The sequence below is a fragment of the Mariprofundus sp. KV genome (genome assembly GCF_013387475.1).
In the GTDB taxonomy this organism is placed as follows: domain Bacteria; phylum Pseudomonadota; class Zetaproteobacteria; order Mariprofundales; family Mariprofundaceae; genus Mariprofundus.
Map to the genome: position 1 here is coordinate 172,724 of NZ_VWNB01000004.1, position 21,108 is coordinate 193,831.

The 21,108-nt window shown below is 49.5% G+C and carries 17 protein-coding genes and 1 tRNA gene; 8 read left to right on the forward strand and 10 right to left on the reverse strand.

The genetic code is table 11. From position 1 onward, the window contains the following. Nucleotides 1-117 precede the first annotated feature (117 nt). The 3 genes from pepN to F3F93_RS04785 all read left to right on the forward strand — a co-directional run bounded on the left by pepN (nucleotide 118) and on the right by F3F93_RS04785 (nucleotide 3,675). Nucleotides 118-2,730 (forward strand): aminopeptidase N, encoded by a 2,613-nt coding sequence (gene pepN / locus F3F93_RS04775; RefSeq protein WP_206675375.1) that lies wholly within the window; start codon nucleotides 118-120, stop codon nucleotides 2,728-2,730. A gap of 113 nt (nucleotides 2,731-2,843) precedes the next feature. After that, the gene (locus F3F93_RS04780; protein WP_176958028.1) at nucleotides 2,844-3,146 is read left to right on the forward strand and encodes a PilZ domain-containing protein; all 303 of its coding nucleotides are present in this window, start codon (nucleotides 2,844-2,846) and stop codon (nucleotides 3,144-3,146) included. A 25-nt stretch (nucleotides 3,147-3,171) separates the two neighbouring features. After that, nucleotides 3,172-3,675 (forward strand): GreA/GreB family elongation factor, encoded by a 504-nt coding sequence (locus tag F3F93_RS04785; protein ID WP_241696976.1) that lies wholly within the window; start codon nucleotides 3,172-3,174, stop codon nucleotides 3,673-3,675. On the opposite strand, the gene F3F93_RS04790 is transcribed toward F3F93_RS04785, so the two are convergent. From F3F93_RS04790 to F3F93_RS04835, 10 genes are all read right to left on the reverse strand, one after another. Continuing rightward, nucleotides 3,672-4,808 (reverse strand): SH3 domain-containing protein, encoded by a 1,137-nt coding sequence (locus F3F93_RS04790; RefSeq protein ID WP_176958029.1) that lies wholly within the window; start codon nucleotides 4,806-4,808, stop codon nucleotides 3,672-3,674. The two genes, F3F93_RS04785 and F3F93_RS04790, sit on opposite strands and share 4 nt — an antisense overlap. Nucleotides 4,809-4,976: 168 nt before the next feature. Beyond that, nucleotides 4,977-5,975, reverse strand: a complete 999-nt coding sequence (locus tag F3F93_RS04795; RefSeq protein WP_176958030.1) for an SH3 domain-containing protein — start codon at nucleotides 5,973-5,975, stop codon at nucleotides 4,977-4,979. A 147-nt stretch (nucleotides 5,976-6,122) separates the two neighbouring features. Continuing rightward, nucleotides 6,123-6,644, reverse strand: coding sequence for a hypothetical protein (locus F3F93_RS04800; protein WP_176958031.1), 522 nt, complete (start codon nucleotides 6,642-6,644; stop codon nucleotides 6,123-6,125). A 261-nt stretch (nucleotides 6,645-6,905) separates the two neighbouring features. Continuing rightward, nucleotides 6,906-7,652 (reverse strand): hypothetical protein, encoded by a 747-nt coding sequence (locus tag F3F93_RS04805; RefSeq protein WP_176958032.1) that lies wholly within the window; start codon nucleotides 7,650-7,652, stop codon nucleotides 6,906-6,908. Between the two features lie 32 nt (nucleotides 7,653-7,684). Beyond that, nucleotides 7,685-8,998 carry an ISL3 family transposase gene (locus F3F93_RS04810; RefSeq protein ID WP_176958033.1) on the reverse strand — a complete coding sequence of 438 codons (1,314 nt, stop codon included), beginning with the start codon at nucleotides 8,996-8,998 and terminating at the stop codon, nucleotides 7,685-7,687. After that, nucleotides 8,967-12,164, reverse strand: coding sequence for a type I restriction endonuclease (locus F3F93_RS04815; RefSeq protein ID WP_176958034.1), 3,198 nt, complete (start codon nucleotides 12,162-12,164; stop codon nucleotides 8,967-8,969). Before F3F93_RS04815 ends, F3F93_RS04810 begins: the two co-directional genes overlap by 32 nt. A gap of 27 nt (nucleotides 12,165-12,191) precedes the next feature. Beyond that, a complete protein-coding gene (locus F3F93_RS04820; RefSeq protein WP_176958035.1) occupies nucleotides 12,192-12,644 on the reverse strand; it encodes a hypothetical protein in 453 nt (150 codons plus the stop codon). A gap of 14 nt (nucleotides 12,645-12,658) precedes the next feature. Beyond that, nucleotides 12,659-14,008, reverse strand: coding sequence for a P-loop NTPase fold protein (locus F3F93_RS04825; RefSeq protein WP_176958036.1), 1,350 nt, complete (start codon nucleotides 14,006-14,008; stop codon nucleotides 12,659-12,661). Continuing rightward, entirely contained in the window at nucleotides 14,005-15,318 is a 1,314-nt protein-coding gene (locus tag F3F93_RS04830) for a restriction endonuclease subunit S (protein WP_176958037.1), read from the reverse strand. The genes F3F93_RS04825 and F3F93_RS04830 overlap by 4 nt, the downstream gene beginning before the upstream one ends. Before the next feature lie 147 nt (nucleotides 15,319-15,465). Beyond that, entirely contained in the window at nucleotides 15,466-17,385 is a 1,920-nt protein-coding gene (locus tag F3F93_RS04835; protein WP_176958038.1) for a class I SAM-dependent DNA methyltransferase, read from the reverse strand. 246 nt (nucleotides 17,386-17,631) lie between these two features. Here F3F93_RS04835 and F3F93_RS04840 point away from each other — a divergent pair. The 5 genes from F3F93_RS04840 to rplT all read left to right on the forward strand — a co-directional run bounded on the left by F3F93_RS04840 (nucleotide 17,632) and on the right by rplT (nucleotide 20,923). Beyond that, nucleotides 17,632-17,706, forward strand: a tRNA-Val gene (locus F3F93_RS04840). A 110-nt stretch (nucleotides 17,707-17,816) separates the two neighbouring features. After that, the gene (thrS, locus tag F3F93_RS04845) at nucleotides 17,817-19,721 is read left to right on the forward strand and encodes a threonine--tRNA ligase (protein WP_176958039.1); all 1,905 of its coding nucleotides are present in this window, start codon (nucleotides 17,817-17,819) and stop codon (nucleotides 19,719-19,721) included. A gap of 33 nt (nucleotides 19,722-19,754) precedes the next feature. Continuing rightward, nucleotides 19,755-20,273, forward strand: a complete 519-nt coding sequence (gene infC / locus F3F93_RS04850; protein ID WP_347239199.1) for a translation initiation factor IF-3 — start codon at nucleotides 19,755-19,757, stop codon at nucleotides 20,271-20,273. Nucleotides 20,274-20,339: 66 nt separating this feature from the next. Then, on the forward strand, nucleotides 20,340-20,540 hold the full coding sequence (rpmI, locus tag F3F93_RS04855) for a 50S ribosomal protein L35 (protein WP_176958041.1): 201 nt from the start codon (nucleotides 20,340-20,342) through the stop codon (nucleotides 20,538-20,540). A 26-nt stretch (nucleotides 20,541-20,566) separates the two neighbouring features. Continuing rightward, the gene (rplT, locus tag F3F93_RS04860) at nucleotides 20,567-20,923 is read left to right on the forward strand and encodes a 50S ribosomal protein L20 (protein WP_176958042.1); all 357 of its coding nucleotides are present in this window, start codon (nucleotides 20,567-20,569) and stop codon (nucleotides 20,921-20,923) included. Nucleotides 20,924-21,108: the final 185 nt, after the last annotated feature.

Genomic DNA, 21,108 nt, shown 5'->3' on the forward strand with positions numbered 1-21,108 from the left:
GAAGCTGCATCTTTTCTGATTACTGTTCGCGCCACTTCAAACAGTAGTAGTGCGCTTCATTTGGGTTTTACCTCAGCAGCCTCTAGTCTGCCCCGAACTTTTTCCGGGATGGTATTCATGACGCAGCCACAAACCGTATATCTGAAAGATTATCAATCGCCGCCATTTCTGGTTGATCATGTGGCGCTCGATTTTACGCTGCACCCCTCTGCTACCGAAGTGTTGAGCAGGGTGAAGTATCGTAGAAATCCTCTGGCAGCGGCAGGCGCAGCACTTGAACTGGACGGCCATGATCTTGAGCTGCTTAGCCTCAAAGTCGATGGGCAGAGCCTGGATGCAGCTGGGTACCAACTGCACAGGGAGGGCCTGAGCATCGACAACCTGTCAGAGGAATTTGAGCTGGAGATTATCACCCGCATCAATCCCGAGGCCAACAGCGCTCTTGAGGGGCTCTACCGCTCAGGCGGCAACTACTGCACCCAGTGTGAGGCTGAGGGTTTTCGCCGTATCACCTATTATCAGGATCGACCCGATGTGATGGCGCCCTTTGATGTGCGTATTGTAGCTGATAAACAGGCAAATCCCGTGCTGCTTAGCAATGGTAATCCAACAGGAGCAGGCGAGCTTGAGGGAGGTTTGCACTGGGCTGAATGGTCTGATCCGTTTGCCAAACCCTGCTATCTGTTTGCACTGGTGGCGGGTGATCTGGCCTGTGTGCAGGGCTGTTATCAAACGGCTTCAGGGCGTGATGTGATCTTGCGGATTTATACTGAAGCCCATCATATCGATCACTGTGACCACGCTATGGCATCCCTGAAACGGGCTATGGCGTGGGATGAGCAGCGCTTTGCTCTGGAGTATGACCTTGATCTGTTCATGATTGTTGCTGTCGATGATTTCAATATGGGGGCGATGGAGAACAAGGGGTTGAATATCTTCAACTCACGACTGGTCTTTGCCAGCCCGGAGACGGCCACCGATGATGATTATATTGCCATTGAAGCGGTGATTGGGCATGAGTATTTCCATAACTGGACCGGTAACCGGGTGACCTGCCGCGACTGGTTCCAGCTCAGTCTGAAAGAGGGGCTGACGGTATTCCGGGATCAGGAGTTTACTGCCGATTGTCATTCGCGGGCGGTAAAACGCATTGAGGATGTGCGTCTTCTGCGCAGCCATCAGTTTGCTGAGGATGCAAGCCCGATGGCGCATCCGATTCGTCCTTCCTCCTATATGGAGATCAATAATTTTTATACGGTGACTGTCTATGAGAAGGGGGCTGAGGTGGTGCGCCTCTACCAGAGTCTTCTCGGTGTGGACGGTTTTCGGCGCGGTATGGATCTCTATTTTAAGCGCCATGACGGGCAGGCTGTCACTACCGAGGATTTTCTTGCCGCCATGGCCGATGCCAACAATAGAGATCTTTCGCAGATGCAGCACTGGTATGAGCAGGCGGGCACACCAAGGCTGAAGGTCTCTATGGATTATGATGAAGAGAGACAGCGCTGCACGTTGCACGTTTCACAATCCTGTCCGGCCACACCGGAAGCGGTTGAGAAAAAACCGTTCCTTATTCCGCTCACACTGGGTCTGCTGCTGCCTGATGGCAGACCACTGCCGCTGCAGCTAGAGGGAGAGAGTCAGCCGAAGGGAGAAGAGCGAACCCTGCTGATCACTGAACAGCGTCAGGCCTTTACATTTATCCATGTGGCGGAGAGGCCTCTGCCATCACTGTTGCGCGGTTTCTCAGCACCTGTTGATCTCGATTACCCCTATTCGGCTGAGGAAAATGCTTTTTTAATGGCGCATGACAGCGATGCCTTCAACCGCTGGGCTGCAGCGCAAAGGCTGGCGATGCAGACATTGCTGGCCATGCTTGCCGGGCAAAAGCCGGAAGCGGCTGTTGCAACTGCTTTCGGCCAGCTGCTTCAAGATCCCGGTGTTGATGCTGCACTGAAGGCTGAGGCGCTGACACTGCCTTCAGAGTCTGATATTGCTGAGGCCACTGCTCCTGCTGATCCCGGATGCATTCATACCGTGCGCGAGCAGTTGCGCCTGTTTATTGCTTCAGCCCTGCGTGATGATCTTGAGGCCATTTACCACCAACTGTCGGCTGTTTCAGGATTGGATGACCAGGCGATGCAGCAGCGTAAGCTGAAAAATGTCTGTCTGGGTTACCTGATGGCGCTTCATAGTGAGGCTGCAATCGAACTGGCCTGGTGTCAGTTTAATGCGGCGGAGAATATGACAGATCAGTATGCCGCTCTCTCTCTGCTAGCCCGTTGTGATTGTGATCAGCGCATGCAGGCACTGGCACTGTTTGAGCAGCAGTGGCGTGATGATGCCAATGTGATGGATAAGTGGTTTGCAGTGCAGGCATCCTCGTCACTTCCGGAGACGCTGACAGCAGTAGAGGGGCTGATGAGACACCCCAAATTTGATCTTCGTAATCCGAACAAGGTTCGCGCTGTGATTGGCAGCTTTGCCATGCGTAACCCTGTGATCTTCCATGCGCTGGATGGTAGTGGTTATCGCTTTGTGGCTGATCAGGTGTTGACGCTTGATCGACTCAATCCGCAGATTGCCTCACGTATGGTGCGTGCGCTGATGAACTGGAAACGGTTGGAACCAAAGCGCAGTGACTTAATGCGTGGCCAACTGCAGCGCATTGCCGATGCCGATGGTATCTCTGCTGATGTCTATGAGATAGTCAGTAAAAGCCTCTGCTGATCTGACAACAAGAAGAGCTAAACCCGTATTTTGAATAGGGACGGAAGCGTCCCCGGAGCGTTTTTTTTCTCCTATAATCAATTAGAAGCATCTTTGATTGTAGGGGGACAGTTATGGGCGTTGAACAACGTAAAGAAGAGCGCAGCTCTGCCCCTGAACTCTCGAAAGGCGAGCTGTTCCACCCCGGTTCAGGCCAATACCTGCATGTGGAGAGTGTGCGTGATCTCTCATTTACAGGCATAGGATTAAAAGTGGAGGCTCCTCTGGATGAGGGTGAGGAGATTCAGTTGGGCTTTAAACATTTCGGTAGAGCCGGGTTTCAAATCTATGGCCGTGTGGTCTGGTGTTCTCCTGTTACAGATGAGGTGTCTGGTGATCAATCCACAGTATCCTTTATGATGGGGATCAGTATATAGCGTTGCTGGACTCCGCCTGGAATGCATGCAGCTTAAGCCAGCCATGATGAATATAGATAAATCTGAAATCCTCTCTCTGATCATGGAGCAGTTGCGTCTTGATCTTACCTCACTTGAGCAGGCTGTTGCGATTGCCCGTGATACAGCAACACATAGCGATTGTCTGGGATCCAGTAAATATGAAACGATGGGTCTGGAAGCCTCGTATCTTGCACAGGGGCAGGGTCGACGCCTGCTGGAGATCGAACGCGCTCTGGAATATTTCAGGCGTTTATCCCTTGCCGGGCCGTCGCCGGTGGCACTCCTCTCCTCACTGGTGCTGCTGGATGATGAGCAGGGGAATCGGCAGCTGTTATGGCTGGCCGCAGAGGCAGGTGGATTGAAGGTTCAATATCGCGATACGATGGTCACAGTGATCACACCCAGGTCGCCACTTGGTAAGGTTCTGACCGGCAGGTCTGTAGGGGATGAGTTTGAGATCAATATCGCCGGAAAAGTCCGTAGCTATGAGCTCTCAGCGATCTATTAAGGTCTTACGCTTTCAAATCCCGGATCAGCCAAAATGTGATGGGTACTAAAGCCATTCCATAGCGAGTCATCTGTTGTGTAGTTCTGTTCACTTTGGAATGATGGCTTAAGAGGGGGGATCATCTGATTGGCTTGTGCAAGCTTGTTATTATCCGGTTGAGCCTGTGGTTGATGAACCGGCTCTTCACTGCCCGGCACAAAAATAGAGTGATGCGCCCAGGCGCTGGAGCCGTCCTGCAGGCGAACGAAATACCAGTCGCCCTGTTTTTGCATGCGGGTCACCACATCACCCTTTTGCAGCTGTTGAATCACTTCGCTATCACTGTCAGGGGCGGTTCTGATTTCAGCACTGTTGAGATCAACGGTCATCTCACCATTGACGGCCATCTGAATCTGGGCGTTTGATCGTGCATAGGTCTCTGCGATGAACTTTGTCTCCCCATTCAGCCCTTTAGCCAAATGGCGAGCCGCCGCCTGCACCGTCTGAAACAGGGCATCCCGACTCTGCTCAGGGTTATCAATAAGTTTCGAAAAGGTTTTATAGGATTCAGCGTTACCCGCATATGGCACCATATTGATATCACCAAACAGATATTTCATCACCTGCAGTGAGGTGACATCAATCCCTATGGTGAATCGGTCACTGTAGAGAACCTTCCTGGTCGTTGGTTCTATCAGTTCAGCCAGTACAAAGATGGATGGTTTGTAAGGCTCCAGAGGACTCCGGGACCAAAATCCGACATTTCTCAGTTCAACCTTGAGGATGGCATCCATCTGTTTGGTCAGCTGCTTCTGCTTGCCCCGGTAGTAGTCCCAGTAAGCTCTGTTTGAGCTGCTCGTACTGATCCCCTTCTGCGCCAGTGCATTGAGCAGTGACTCTTCAAAGAGAGTGTTGCAGATCCTGTTTATCGAGCCTGCGTGTTGTGTATACCGATTAGCCCGATGAATGAGCAGGGCTGTGTCGATCAGTATACCGGAGCTCCCCATGGCGAGAATGACCGGATTGACCTGTTGAATCATCAACATTTTGGTTTTTTCTATTTTGGCGATTTCAATGTTTACGATCCTGGTTTCCAGAAGCGGCTGCAGCGGTTTTTTTGCCAAACCACATGAGCAGAGCAGAAGAAGCAACATGCATATAGAAATATGTTTTACTGTCATGAACTACACCGGCGCCTTGGTCGTATAAGGGTTTTGCGGCGCGAACCATACGCATGAAGGTGGCTATAACAAGCTTAGTTATACCGGAAAGGATCGTGAGTCTTATGTCAGCTAGGCCATGCAGCCTTGCATAAGTAGACTTTAGTTCGTGGTTACAACCTCTTGGCCCTTCAAGAATATTGAGTGATGCACCCAGGCGCTGGAGCCGTTGTCTTGCAACCGAACGTAGAGCCATTCACCCTGTTGTTGCATTTTGGTTGCGATAGTGCCTTTTTTTAATTTACGCAGAATTTTGCTTTTGGTGCTAGGGCCACTTCTGGCTCGTGCTCCCTTCACATCAACGATCAGGTCATCTGATGTTGCGACTTGTACCTGAGCAGCAGATTTAGCGTAGGTTTTCATGATCGTTTTACTCTCGCCATTAAGCCCTTTTGCCATGTGGCGGGCTGCTGCAGCCACAGTTCTTAGAAGAGCTTTGCGGCTCTGTTCAGGGTTTTTCAGCAGTTTGTCAAAGCTGTCGTAGGATGGGGTTTTACGCAGATTTGGTACAATATTGATGTCGCCATAGAGGAATTTCATCACCTGTAGAGAGGTGATGTCGATACCCATGGTAAAGCGGTCACTATACAGTACCTCCCGAGTCGCCGGATCTATCAATTCGGCCAGCACAAAAACCGAGGGCATATAAGGATCCAAAATGCTCTTGGACCAGAAGCCTAGATTTTTTAACTCAACCCTGAGGATGGCATCGATTTTTTTGGTTGCCTCTTTTTGCTCGCCTTTATAATAATCCCAGTAATATTTTTTTTGAGACTTTGCCTTAATACCCTTTTTCGACAGATTTTTTAGTAGCGATTCCTCAAATACGCTGGTGGCCATCTGGTTTACTTCACCGGCAGACTGTTTATATTCATTCGCCCGTTGAGCAACAATCGCTGTGTCGAGCAGCAGACCGGAAGAGCCCATGGCGAGGATGACCGGATTAACCTGTTGAATCATCAGTACTTTTCCTGTTTCCACCTTGGCGATTTCAATATGGTTCACCCTGCTTTCCAGTACCGGCTGCAGTGGTTTTTTAACTGCGGCGCACGAGCAGAGGGCCAGAATCACAAGACATAAAGATAGCTGTTTAACAGACATGGAAAGTACCGGAACCTTAAAATTGGGTTTTACGCACGAATAGTGCGTAAACTCGCATCAGATACAAGTTAAGATGTGCTGGAGATCACAGTCGGAGTCAGGTGGTTATACCTTGGTGAGGATAGTGACTCCGGTTCAAGTTGCCAGCTACTTTTTGTACGAGTAACCGTCGGTTTTAACGGTACCAAGCTCTTTTTTGTTGGGATCTTTGTTCTCTTTGGCTTTGATGCCGTTGGGGTCAGCCGATTTGACGCTGCTGACAACCCCCTGTTCGTTCATAAATACATATTGCGATTTAGCCGAACCTCTGTGGTAGATCATCAAATCACTTTTACCCTTTTCGCTGAGAGTGGAGTCGATCTCATCGGGTTTACCCCATGAGCGAACAACATCCTTCCGGCTCATGCCAATCGCCACCTTCTTCAGGCGGATCAGTTTTTCAGCTTTTTCTGCAGTCAGGTCACCATGCTCTTTCACTGTCGGTTTCTTACTGCGGGGGTACTCCTTCAGGTTCTTTGTTTCGAGAATATCGGACTTGTTCTGACAAGGGGTATTTGTCCAGACAGGGGTATCAAACACACCGGGGCCTTTGCATTTATACAGTCCTGCGGCATCTGCACTGCCGACAACAACAAAAATCAGCGAAAGCGCGGTTACTACTCTCTTCATGCTCTTATCCTCTCTGCCAAGCGTCGCTTAGCAAGCAGTGTAGCCGATAAACAGATCACTGCCAGCCTGAGAGAGGCATGGAGAAGATTTGTTGCAAGTATAGCGTGTCCTGATCAGTTGGTTATAGGAGTGATGTGCTTTATTAAGGGCTATTTGCATTCTAGGGTTGAAAGCTAGCTTTTACACATCAAATTATAGCCTCATCAAAAATCACAGTCTGGTTGAAATGAACGCCAATACTTCGCCAGCGTTTCTGGTCAGTCAGGTTGAACTTTGGCTAATCATCTCTAATACATTGTTAGCCGCTGTCCCGGCCAAAGCCTTTAGTCGCATAGCCGAAGATGTAATTTTTTCTGTATCTACAATAAGGGTCTTCAGTTTAGAAAGAAACCCTTTGTCATTCGTTGACTGAGAGACATCGGGGCTCAGCATGAAGTCTCCAATGGTTGTAGCTACAGATTCCCTCAAGCCACTCGCTCCTTTGAGGCGATAGTCAAATATACCACGGCGGATCACTTCGAGTTCTTTCAGGATAAAGTTCTTTATCGGCTCATCAAGATCAGATGCAATTACTTCTTCTGACAGGTTTTCTACCTTGTCTTTTATCTCAACGATTGATTCTGAGATATCATCTTCTGAAAATGCGCTTGAGAGTAATTCAGAGCAATGTTCCAAGCTATCCATAGTTGCTTCACTTAATTGACTTTCTGAAGTGCTCCAAGCAGCTCCAAGTTGGTCTATCCGGGTTGCGTTTTCGATTTTTTCGAAATGCTTCAAATACAGGGATTGTCTAACATCCATCCCTGATATCTTTTCTCGAACTTCATGAATAAGGGCCTTGAGGTTGGCCAGCTGTCCGATCAGCCTCAGAGGGCCATCTGGTTCCTCTAAATTGATTTCAAACACATCTGCCCACATTTGCATTACGCTCTTTTGGCGATGCTGCCCATCCTTTGATTCTTCGAGAATTGAATGCAACCTGCTTGCTGGATTGTTCCTTTCACTCATTTAAGCCACCTGTTGTATTTAATGCGACCACATTAATCATCTCCGAAGTTAGAGATGTATCGTCCATAGTCAGACACCTTAGCATTACCCCATGCAGAAACTGGATCTGTGATGCTTTTAGGGGTGCCTGTATGGGTGATTACTCTACCTGCCTGTGAGCTCACCTTGGCATAAAGTAATCGGGCACGAATAATCTCATAACTGTATCCACGTCCCATCCTGTTATTGAGCTTTGTGATCCCGTTCTTAGCCTCGGTGTAGGCATTTGTAATCGGAAAATCGAAGTAGTTGAAGATGTTCTGGTGATGTCGATTAACCATTGCGCCGACTTCACCGAAGTATGGCATAAACTCAGGAGGGATTGAGTTCAACCATCTGCTGAATTCCGCCTCTGCATTTGCACGGCCATCTATTTCGTAAATGCTGTGGAACTCCTCAGCCAGGTCATACGCCAAAGCTAACTTAGGATAATCCTGTCGGATGAGTTCAAGTTTCTCATCGTCGGCTTCAGTACGCTTCTCATTCCGCCTCAAGAGCCCCCAGCGAAGTCCTTTCTTCAAGCGTATTCTATCACTTTTCTCGAGTTGGCTTTGGATATTAATGCGCAATTGGTCCAGCGCCCGACTTGCTTTTTCGATAACATGGTATCGGTCAATTACTAGCCGAGCATTGGGAAGTTCTTGCTCCAGTACAATCTTGAATGGCCCCCACATATCCAAGGCAACCCATTCCACTCGCTCCTTATCCTTCAGGTTTTTGAAGAACTCAATCATGTGTTGTTTAGTTCTTCTTTCATACATCTCGAAGACGGTTCTCATTTCGAGATTAGTCACAACTGCCCGGTAACTACCCCCAACCTTCACCTCATCCAACCCCATGATTCGAGGTGTTTCACGCTCATGGTTTTCATCAAGCCATTCGAGATAATCGAGAGCAATTGATTTAACTGTATTCACTACGAGGCCTGTTTCTTCAGATAGCGCTGTGAACGTATATTTGAAGCACCTGCTCTGAATCAGGCCAATGAGTCGCTTTGTCGCTACCCGCTTATCATCAAGCGAAGGAATATTGGGGGTCTCCACCTTGCCGCACACTTTGCAGCGATAACGCTGCCGTTCAATTTCGACTCTAACTGGCTTTCCATACAATGGGGTGTCTGCATAGCTATAGACCCGAGAACCGTGCTTATATAGCGGTTTGCAGCCACAAGATGGGCAATTCTCTGGCGGCATAATATTTGCAGTGGCGACTATAGTAACGCCATCGTTTTCCACTCTCTGACCGAGATGAGAAACACCCTCCAGCAGTAAGAGATCAGGCGTCATTGTCACCTCTAGCTTGTTCAATCATTCCTGCAGCAACGTCCTTGCTCAGCATTTCATACACGACAGTCAGGAACAGATTGCGCGTAACCTCATCACCAAGCAGGCGCTTGGCCATGCTCTGGTGTGATCCCATCGCTTCTACAATTGCCTTGGTAGCTGCCGATGGAAGATCAGCCTTCATGGCTTGGTCAACCGGGTTATTACGAACCTGATCCATGACCTTTTCGTTGCCTCTCAGCTTCTCACTGATATGGACTGCAAAGGCTACCTTGTCCTTGTCAGTAACATCCTTGCCAAAGGCCTCGTTCAGCCTCTGGATCAGTTCTGCAAGGTATGCCCGTTCACGGTCTTTCGGGTCGCGTCCGCCGGTTCCTGATGTTGGCTTCAGTTTGTCAGGATCACCATCCCCAAGTCCTGAACCAAGTTCACCTTTATGCAGCAGTTTGAAGTGGGTCAGTGCAAGCCCAGTGATATCGACTTCCTCCGGTGTTGCACCCTTCAACCGCTTCTTGAGTAGCTTGGCAAAGGCTGCAAACGCTTCCATTTCAGCATCGCCAAACTCGATCAACTGGGCACAGTATTCGTATGCCCGAACAAACTTGGCCAACCCTTCACTGAAGATCAGGAGTTCATCGCGTGCCTTAGTGTGCTCAGAGCGCCGTGCATCTGCCTTGGCCATCTTGTCCTTGTCGCCACTTCGCTCTGCAATCTGGTACTCACGCTCGCACACATCAATCGCATCATTAAGCATCTTCATGCGACCATTGAATCGATCTGTAGCAGGCTGAGTGACTGAGTAGAGCTTGGCATGTGACGGGTTGGGGGCTGTGATTGCCAGGCCAAACTGACGCACTTCCTCAGCCTCATATACCTGCATATCATCAAGGCGCATTTTCATGTCGTACACGATATGTGGGTTCTGGATATCAGATATCTGCGCCGCCTTATAGTAGAGCTTGAATGCAGCCAGAATTTCTTCCGGATCATTGGCGAAGTCGATGACGTATGTGGTGTCCTTGCCCTTATGCGTCCGATTCAGCCGTGAGAGCGTCTGTACGGCTTCTACGCCGGAGATTTTCTTATCCAGATACATCGCCACCAGTTTGGGTTGGTCAAAGCCTGTCTGGAACTTATTCGCGACCAGCATAACCTGATACTCAGGCGTATCGAATGCCTTGCGGAGATCACGGCCCTTGGCGCCAGGATTCATATTGTCTTCTGTGAACACTTCGTCTTCCGGATATCGGAAATCGATATCATCATTGATCTGTTTGCCGAGGATTTTGCCGGAGAAAGCGACCATGGACTGAATACCACGGTATCCCTGCTTCTCAACATACCGGTCAAAAGCCAACTTGTATTTGACGGCAGCAGCACGGGAGTTCGTAACCACCATCGCCTTGGCCTGCCCGCCCAGCAGGTGAACCACGTTGGAGTGGAAGTGCTCAATGATCAGATGCACTTTCTGCGTTACATTGGTCGGGTGTAGGGTCAACCACTTCGCTAGGGCTCTACCAGCGTACTTGGTATCAACCCGCTTTTTGTCTGCATACTCGCTGCCCAGTTTGAACGCCATTTTGTAGCTGGTGTAGTTCTGCAACACATCAAGGATGAACCCTTCCTCAATGGCCTGCTGCATGGTGTAGGTGTGGAATGCCACGGGTGGATTGTCTGACGACACATCCTCTGCCGGATTCTGGGGGCGACCAAACAGCATCAACGTCGAGTGCTTTGGTGTAGCCGTAAATGCGAAGTGGCTTACGTTGTCAGGCAATCCACGCACGCTTTGTAGCTTCTCCAGAATCTCATCCGGTGTCATAGCTGCCAGATCTTCTGATGAATCCAGTGCGAGTACCTGCCGAAGCTTGCTGGCCACACTACCGGTCTGTGAGTTGTGGGCTTCATCAATAATAACGGCAAATTTCCGGTCACGAAGGCTCTGCTCAGTCAGGATGGCCTCCATGGCATACGGAAAAGTCTGGAGGGTCACCACGATGATCGGGGTGCCATCCAGAAGCGCCTGAGCAAGCTGCTGGCTTTTGGGCAGGCTGGATGTTTCACGGTCTACCGCTTTGACCACACCGGTCTGGTGTTCGATCTGGCTAATGGCTTCCTGCAACTGAGCATCCAGCACGGTCCGGTCGGTCACCACGATGACCGAGTTGAAGTAAGGCGTGCCGTCATCATGGCGGAGCCGGATCAGTTCATGCGAAGTCCATGAGATCGTGTTCGTCTTGCCTGAACCGGCGCTGTGCTGGTTCAGGTATTGATGGCCGGGACCTTCTTTCCTGACCGTATCGATCATCTGGGTGACTGCTTCCCACTGGTGATAGCGCGGGAATATCTGAGTTTCCTTGTACTGGAGGGTGCCCTGGGCAGTCTCTTCCTCCTTCTTCTCAGTGAACACGAACCTGTGAAAGATGCGAAGCCAGTTATCCCTCTGCATCAAATCTTCCCACATGTATTTGACCGGGTATGGATCAGCAGCCGGATTGCCAGCAGCCCCATCATTTCCCTTGTTGAACGGTAGGAAATAGGTCGAATCGCCGGCCAGTTTGGTGGTCATGTAAACTTCCGAATCTGACATGGCGAAGTGAACGACTGCACCACGTTTGAACGTCAGTAGCGGCTCCATACGCCCGGTGTATGTGCTCTTCGGGTTGCGGTCGGAGCGATACTGGTGTTTGGCTGCTTCAACTGACTGCGTGAAGTCGGTCTTGAGCTCGAATGTCGCAACAGGGATGCCGTTGATAAAAGCGACCAGATCAATCGCATTTTCATTATCGAGTGAGTACCGAACCTGACGGACAATCCTGACCCGGTTGGCAGCATAGCGTTTCTGCACGGTTTCATTGCGAGCATCTTCCGGCATCGACTGGCTCATCTGGACAGTGCCGCCTCCGGCTACACCAAATCCACGACGTAGCACTTTCACAGTGCCTCCGGTTTTCGCATCCAGCGTAGCTGCAAGCCTCTCCAGCACGACTTTCTCAGCATCGCCCTTATGGATGCGCGAAAGCTTTTCCCATGTCTCTGGCTGGCTTTCCTGAATCCATCCGATCACATCCTCCGGGTAGAGGGCCAGTTTCCGGTCATGCTTAGACGGATCGCCTTCAATCCAACCGTTTCCGGTAAGGTGATCAACGATGAATTTCTCGAAATGAATCTCGTGGTGTGCTGCTGACATTTTATCCCCTCGGGCTGAAGTGCTGGCTCAATCCCAACATATCATCTCCTGTCCTTTAATCAGTGTTTTCTGGCCACACTTACTGCAATTGTACCGGGCTATTTCTTCTTCGGTTGGTTCTTCGACAAAACCAAATTCATTCAGCTTCCCAACTGGCCCAATCAGCTCGCGCCGGCACTTGTGGCAGTTGCATCTCGTTTCGAATGTCTCGCCTTCGCCGTGCTTGAATTTAGCATAAAAGCGTCGGGAAAGAGTGTTGCACTTAGGGCAAGCATAGAGTCTGTATTCAAACGCGCCGCCTTCCTCAATGTGATAGCCCTCGTCGTAATGTTTTCGCACCAATATATTGATCTCTTTCCGAGCCTTGCCGCGAACATTCATCGCCTCAAACCCAACATCGCCACGCATCATTCCTGATCCAAGGAAGTAGCCCTGTTCATCACCGCAAGATGTGCAGATGGTAGAGATGCCGGAGCCCATTATTTTATTTTCACCTAGCGTTCCATCGGAAGATCAATTCTTTCTGCCAGGAATGGCAGCAGACGCTCGACTTCTAGCCCGTAGTTCCACAACCCTTGGTTAAGTTGTTTTAATTCTTCAGAACCATTGGTGAATCCACTTATATGCCCCTCATGCAACGCACGTATGCTGTTCAACAGTGGCCAATTCCTATCTCTTCCACCATCAAACTTTTGTTGCATAACATCGACAATTTTCTGGGCCTCTCCATGAGCTACTTTATCGCCTTTAATTAGGCGGTTAAATAAATTCGGATTAGATACCTTGAGAGCTATCACGTAAGCCAAAAAATGATTTGCCACATTAACCGGCTGGGCGAATGCATATAACGCGACCCCTCGTTCAATGTCTCGAAGAGATAAATTCAGGAGTGAAGCCATCATCCCAAACACTTCAGAAAAGCCGCCAACCTGTCTGCCTTCTGAAAAGCTATATCGGTCGAACACATGGTTCACATATTGTTTCACATGATCATTTGCCTGAGTTTCAACTGATGTTTGCTTTGGTAAAAGGAAGAAGAAGTTGACGAATTTGCTAAGGTAAGCAGATGCATCCGTATCTGCACCATAAACGCCTTTTACTGCCTTCTCTAGCTGATCTCGATTGAGCAGCAGAATGAATACAAGGTTTGGCACATCAAAGAAGTGCTTCAGTCGCTCAATTAGCTGTACTGCAAATGTAGGACGACACCTATCCAGCTCATCGATAAAGATAACCACAGGCTTGTCTTGCCTTCCAGAAAACTCAGCTAATGAGTCCCGAAACTGTTGAACAGAGACCTTTTCTTGGGCGTGTTCTTCCAGTCTCTTTTCCACCCATTGCCCAGCCATATCTGAACCGCCTGCACTGGCTGCTTCGACTGCCCCCCTGAATTCTTCCGACAGATCGGCAGAACCCAAGGCCAAACGACCAGCAAGGTTCAGCATGACCTTGGTTCCCATTGGCAAGATTGCCTTCGCTACACTTGCAGCTTTCTGCCTGAGAGGTCTGGCGCCTTCTTCACCGCTATCCAACACTTCAGAAATTTCAGCGGCAATGAGTAAGAATGGATCCTCGCTATAGTCCTGTTCGAACGCATCAATGAATACCACTTTGTGCTCTTGCTCATCGAGATGTTTTGCCCAATTTCGACCAAACCACGATTTCCCTTCCCCCCACGGAGCGTCAATGGCAAGAACAGCACCTTCACGCAAGCGATCCATGTAACTGGTTAATCTTTCTGCCAATTGCCTCCTATCAAGTAGGTCGCCTTCGAAGGCATGCTCACCTACAAAAGGTTTTCTCGGTAAGCTTAACGACGGCAATGGCTTTTCTTGTTGAGTCATGCTGCATCCCTCACATCAATCTTCCCCGTCACAACCGCTGTAATCAACGCAGAGCGCCTTTCCTTGAGGAGTTCGATGCTCTTCTCGGTCTTCTCCATCAAAGAGTCGATGCGGGTGGTTTCGCCGTCGAGAAAGGTTACTATTGCAGTCTGCTCGCGCACAGAGGGGACTATCAGTGGCAGGCGCTTTAAATCATCAAACTTCATAGACTGCCTCATTCCTCCGCCCATTGAATAAAACACCTTCATAACGTCGTATGAGCGCATCAAATAGTTGAGGTAGTCCGCATCAAATCCTGAAGTCCTTACGGCAAGGTATGCGGAAGTAATGATCCCTTTCTCTTTGCAGATTGCTGATCGAAGGCTGCGCTTGTCGTTCTGTAAATCTGTTAGTCGGAATACGATGTCATTAGGATGAATTAACTGATAAGTCTCAAATGATGCTGGCAACAAGCCTTCATCAGTATTGATGTCCTTGGGTACAATTCTCCCATAGCTCAATGACAAAAGATTGGTTTCAATCATCCCTTTGTTTGGCTCTTTACGTTCCATTGTCTGGGCAAAGAAAGGCTTTATACCCCAACATTCCGGCACATCCCCCAGCCACTCCACGCCTGATGGTTTATATGCCGGATATGGCTTTCCTGTGCTTACATCGAACTTACCTGTCACTGCATCGGTTATGAGCGCCTGGCGCTTTTCTTTCAGTAACTCGATGAATCGCTGTTTCTTCTCTACCAAAGAGTCGATGCGGGTGGTTTCGCGGTCGAGGAAGGTGGCGATGGCGGATTGTTCGTTAGAATCAATTGGCGCAGACACGAGGAGGGTTTTGATCTTATCGCCACTAATGTTCGGTTGCCCAGCTCCAGTTGCTAAGGTGATCAACTCATCTCGGAATCCTTGAAACCAATATTCGAGCAAATCCAAAGAAATGAGGTCGTTTGGATGGATGGCAAAGCAAGCTTGATTAAGCGTAGCGGGAATACCAAGCCGTCCAATACGACCGACTGTGGCACCATACATTGCAATCACCAGCGAATCAGCGGGATGAACTTTTAGTGCTGAATAAGAAGCGATGGCTTTTTGGGTGACACGTTTATCTGTAGAGAAAATGGTGTTCTCTCGAAGCTCTCCTGTAGTGACCCAAGGAGTGCCAGAATCAGAATAATCAGCCTCATTGGGTGGAGTTGTTCCACTTCCATAGGCATCAAACCAATGTGAAAGCTTCTTTGTCTCCCATCCCTCCGGCACATCCCCCAGCCACTCCACGCCGGAGGGCTTGTACTTCGGATATGGTTTTAGATTACTCATCGACCACCTCCAGATACTTGTCGGTAGCGCCTTTGTAGGTGGATTCGTCGATCACAAGTCTGATCCATTCACCACATTCCTCGCACTGAAACGGGGAATCGTCATCCCAGTCCTCGATAGGAACGTATTCATCACATGCAGGACACCTCACGCCGCCACCTCCGCAAGAAGATCGGCGATCTCACCTTCAACAGCTTTCAATTCCGCATCAATGTCTGCCAGTGAGCGTGGTGGTACATACTTGTAGAAGTACCGGTTGAAGTTGATCTCATAGCCCACAATGCCAACTTCACCATCCTTTTTATCCTTCTTGGATGTATCGACCCAGGCATCTGGCACATGTGGGATCACTTCCCGCTCGAAGTATTCTTCGACTGATTCGGACATCGGTACGTTTTCGTTATCACGGAGATTCGGATCAGGGAGTGGATTACCCTTCGCATCAGTGATTACTTCTGCATCCGGACAATGTTCACCAAATATGGTCATAACGGCCTTTTCAGCAGGTTTTGAGAGCTTCTTCACGCCGGCTGCAGAGAGAAATGCATCAAGACTCATGAAGTCGCCATCAACACCAGCGAACTTCTCAGCTTGCTCTGCCTTATTGTCAGCTTCGTATGCCTCCAGTTTTTCGGGAGTCACTGAGAACTTCAACTGAAGCGGGCGCTCAACAGTAATCCGGCGATAGCCGAAGTCGGTCGTACTGAAAATTTTGCTGATCTCGCTTTCTTCGAATGCATCATGGATGCGGGCGATATCATCAATCTGATGGTCGCTGAGGAACTTGCGCTTGCTGCCCAGACTCTTGCGCATAGATGTGTTGATGTTGGTTGCATCGATCAACTGCACCAAGCCTGCACGGTGATCTTCCTTGTTGGTCGAAATGATCCAGATGTATGTACCAATACCCGTGTTGTAGAACATATCGGTAGGCAGAGAGATGATCGCTTCAAGCCAGTCGTTTTCGAGAATCCATCTCCGAATTTCGGACTCACCTGAGCCGGCACCGCCATTGAACAGCGGAGAACCGGAGAGGACGATACCAATGCGAGTTCCACCCTGTGATTTAGGCTTACGCTTGGACAGCAGATGCATCAGGAACAGCATCGAGCCATCATTCACACGGGGAAGGCCAGGGCCAAAGCGACCATTCAAGCCGCTTACACGGTGCTCATTGGTTACTGATGTCTGAACCTTCTTCCAGTCCACGCCAAACGGTGGATTTGCAAGGCAGTAGTCAAAGCGTTCATGGGGCAGCTTATCTTCGGAGATCGTATTGCCTTGCTTGATGTTCCGGGTGTCATACCCCTGAATCAGCTTATCGGCCACGCAGATTGCATGTGTCTCAGGGTTAAGTTCCTGAGCATAAGGGATCAGGCTTGCGTTAGGGTTCCATTCTGCAACCTGCTCAATGGCAGAAGAAAGGAAACCACCAGTACCTGCAGCACAATCATAGACGGTTCGCACCACACCTTTGTCACCAAGCGCCTCTTGGTCTGTTGCAAACACAAGGGTAGTGGCCAGACGCACAACATCACGCGGTGTGAAGAACTCGCCAGCAGTATCATTGGCTGATTCAGCGAACTTCCGGATCAGGTGCTCAAACACCAAGCCCATATGATGATTAGACACGCGATCAGGATGCAGATCGAATTCCTTGAACTCCTTGGCAACAAGGTAAAGCAGGTTTGCTGATTCAAGTTTGGTAATCCACCCCTCGAATCCGAACTCATCGAACACCTGTCGGGCATTAGCGGAGAACCCGCTGATGTACTCTTCAAGGTTTTGTCGCGTGCTGGTGGAACCAAGACTGGCCAGCGTAAACTGGGATGTATTATAGAACGTAGCCTCAGCAACGCCCGGTAGAATCAAGTCGAGATCAAGGTCTTCATCCTTGATTGCGTTGTATTGAGCCCACACCGCATCGCGAGTAGGCTCCAGAACACATTCCAATCTTCGGAGGACAGTGAACGGAAGAATCATCCGCCCAAATTCCGATTGTTTGAAATCGCCACGCAGAGTATCTGCTACGGCCCAAATCTTGTTCGCCATTGATTGATGCGGCATGTGAATCCTCCAACCTTAGAATGCAAGGTTTAGAATAGTTCAATTCCACGAGTTGTCAACCTTGTAATGCAATGTTTAAAGATAGAGTGTCATGATAGCACGATCTGGCTATTCAACCTTCAAATGCAAATAGCCTTATTAAGTATGTTGTTAAGCCAGGAATATAATATCTTCAGTTCTATCAGCTTGACCGAGTGAGGGGGGATCAATACGATTCGCCGCCCTCGAGAGAGGGATACCCAGTACAGGCTCGTAGCTCAGGGGTAGAGCACCACCTTGACATGGTGGGGGTCGGCGGTTCGAAACCGCCCGAGCCTACCATTTATTATTATGTGTATTTAAAAAGGCCGGACTTTAATCAGTCTGGCCTTTTTTATTACCGTTTTGACGATAGGATGCAGCGCTTACACGTTTGGAGGAACACCATCGCCATGAATATTCAACTACCTGACGGTTCATCCCGTACCCTGAGTGAGGGTGCAACCGCTTATGATCTTGCTGCCGATATCGGTGCAGGACTGGCGCGGGCAACGATTGCGGCAACCGTGAACGGTAAAATGGTGGATGTTTCTCATCCGTTGAACGATGGCGATAACGTATCCCTGATTACCGAAAAGTCAGAAGAGGGGCTGGAGATTATCCGCCACTCAACGTCTCATCTGATGGCGATGGCAGTGCAGGAGGTGTTCCCCGGTGCACAGGTGACCATTGGTCCGGTGATCGAAGATGGCTTCTACTATGACTTTGCCTATGAACGCGCCTTTACCCCTGAAGATCTGAAGAAGATCGAAGAGAAGATGCGTCAGCTCTGCAATCAGAAGCTGGATATCAGTCGTGAAGAGTGGGATCGCGACGGTGCCATTGAGCACTTCGAGCGCATTGGTGAGATCTATAAAGCCAAGCTGATCGGGCGCATTCCGGCGGGTGAGACAGTAAGTATGTACAAGCAGGGTGACTGGATGGATCTCTGCCGTGGCCCGCATGTACCCAATACCGGCATCCTCAAACATTTTAAATTGATGAAGGTCTCCGGCGCTTACTGGGAGGGTAACTCCGAGAATGAGCAGCTGCACCGCATCTATGGTACGGCGTGGGCATCCAAGGGTGATCTGAAGGATTATCTTGTTCGCCTGGAAGAGGCGGAGAAGCGTGACCATCGTAAGCTGGCCAAGGCTCTGGATCTGTTCCATCTGCAGGAGGAGGCGCCGGGTATGATCTTCTGGCACCCCAAAGGCTGGACCATCTGGCAGCAGGTGGAGAATGAGATTCGTGGCGTGATGCGCGACAACGGATATCAGGAGATCAAAACCCCGTCAGTGGTGGATCGCAAGCTCTGGGAGAAGTCCGGTCACTGGGATAAATTCCGTGATGATATGTTCACCACCAGCACCGATAACCGCGAGTATGCGATCAAACCGATGAACTGCCCGTGCCATATTCAGGTATTCAATCAGAACCTGCACTCCTACCGTGATCTGCCATTAAGGCTGGCTGAGTTCGGTTCCTGCCATCGCAATGAGCCATCGGGCACACTGCATGGTCTGATGCGTCTGCGTAACTTTGTGCAGGATGATGCCCATATCTTCTGCACTGAAGCACAGATTCAGGATGAGGTGTGCAACTTCATCGATCTGACCTATGAGGTCTACAAACGCTTTGGCTTTGAAGATGTGATTATCTTCCTCTCGGATCGTCCTGAAAAACGCGTCGGCACAGATGGGCAGTGGGATAAGGCTGAGGCGTCACTGCATCAGGCACTGCAGTCGAAGAACATCGAATATGGTGAGAATAAGGGTGAGGGGGCCTTTTACGGACCGAAGATTGAGTTCTCGCTGAAAGATTGCCTGGGACGCGTCTGGCAGTGCGGCACGATTCAGGTCGATTTCTCCATGCCTGGCAGGCTTGATGCTGAATATGTGGCTGAGGACTCATCGCGCCAGACTCCGGTGATGCTGCATCGTGCCATCTTGGGCTCGATGGAGCGCTTTATCGGAATTCTGATCGAACACCACGAAGGTAAATTCCCCTTCTGGCTGGCACCGGTGCAGGCTGTGGTCTGTAATATCACCGATTCACAGGCAGAATATGTGGCTGAAGTGACACAAAAGATGGTCAAAGCGGGATTTCGTGTAGATATGGACTTGCGTAACGAAAAGGTCGGCTATAAAGTGCGCGCCCACACTTTGGAGCGGGTGCCCTTCATTCTGGTTGCCGGAGATCGGGAACGAGATGAAAAAAACCTGAGTGTACGTGATCGTAGCGGTCAGAATCTGGGAACGTTTAGTCTTGATGACTGGATTTCCGAGATGCAGAAGATGCAGCTGAATCACGACTGAGTGTAGAAACAGTTTAGACGTTAGGAGCTTTGTATTAAAAAGGATTTACCAATCAACATGGACATCGATGCCCGCGAGGTTCGAGTCGTTGACGATACAACAGGTGAGCAGCTGGGCGTACTTTCACTGGCCGAAGCAGTAGGCAGAGCGGAAGTAAAAGGACTGGATCTTGTGCTGATGGCAGCCAAGAGTAACCCACCGGTTTGCAAGATCATGGATTATGGTAAATACAAATACGAGCAGAGCAAGAAAGCCAATCTTGCCAAGAAACGTCAGCATGTGATGCAGATTAAAGAGGTGAAGGTTGGCGCCAACACCGACGCGCATGACATGGAAGTGAAAATGAAGGCAGCAACGAAGTTTCTGACTCAAGGTAACAAGGTTAAGGTGAGTTTGCGTTTCAGGGGCCGTGAAATGGCACATACCGGACGCGGACTTGAGCAGATGAAGTTTGTAGCTGCTCAGCTGGAAGAGTTTGGTAAACCTGAAAAGATGCCAAACATGGAAGGGCGACAGATGATTATGATCATCGCACCGAATAAAACAAAATAAGAGTTTCTCTCCGTGGTCTCATAAGCCCTGGAGGGGCTTTTTTAGTTTAAGAAAAGGAAGAATATAATGCCTAAGATGAAATCAAACAGCGGCGCAGCCAAACGTTTTACCAAAACTGGTAGCGGAAAATGGAAGCGTAACAAGGCTTTCTCAAGTCATATTCTGACCAAGAAGTCGCCAAAACGTAAGCGCAATATGCGCGGTACAGAGCTGGTTTCAGCTGCTGATTCGAAGGCTCTGGAACGTCTGATTCCAGGCCGCGGTTAAAGAAAGTTTTAGGTTAGGAGAGATATATGCCTCGCGTTAAATCCGGTGTACAGGCGCACGCGCGCCACAAAAGTGTAATTAAGGCAGCCAAGGGCTACCGTGGTCGTCGCAAGAGCTGCTTCCGCGTTGCCACCCAGGCGGTTGATAAGGCGCGCCAGTATGCGTACCGCGACCGTAAGGTTAAGAAGCGTGAGTTCCGCAGCCTGTGGATCGTACGTATCAATGCAGCAGCCAAACAGAATGGTCTGAACTATTCAGGTTTCATGCACGGTCTTTCTAAGGCTGGCATTGAGCTGGACCGTAAGGTTCTGGCTGACATCGCAGTTCGCGATGCTGATGGTTTTGCGAAGCTGGCAGAAACAGCTCGCGCACAGATCCAGTAAAAATATTTTCCGGATTCGTCCGGAATTTGAATAAATGGAATGGCAGAGCTGTTGAGGCTCTGCCATTTTTTTTTATTTTTTGTTTAGAGTTTGAACCACAAAGGCACTAAGAGACAAAGTATTGTTGTTAGTAGGGTGAGAAGCTATTAGAGGTTTTCCTTACTCTCTTCGTGTCTTAGTGGTGA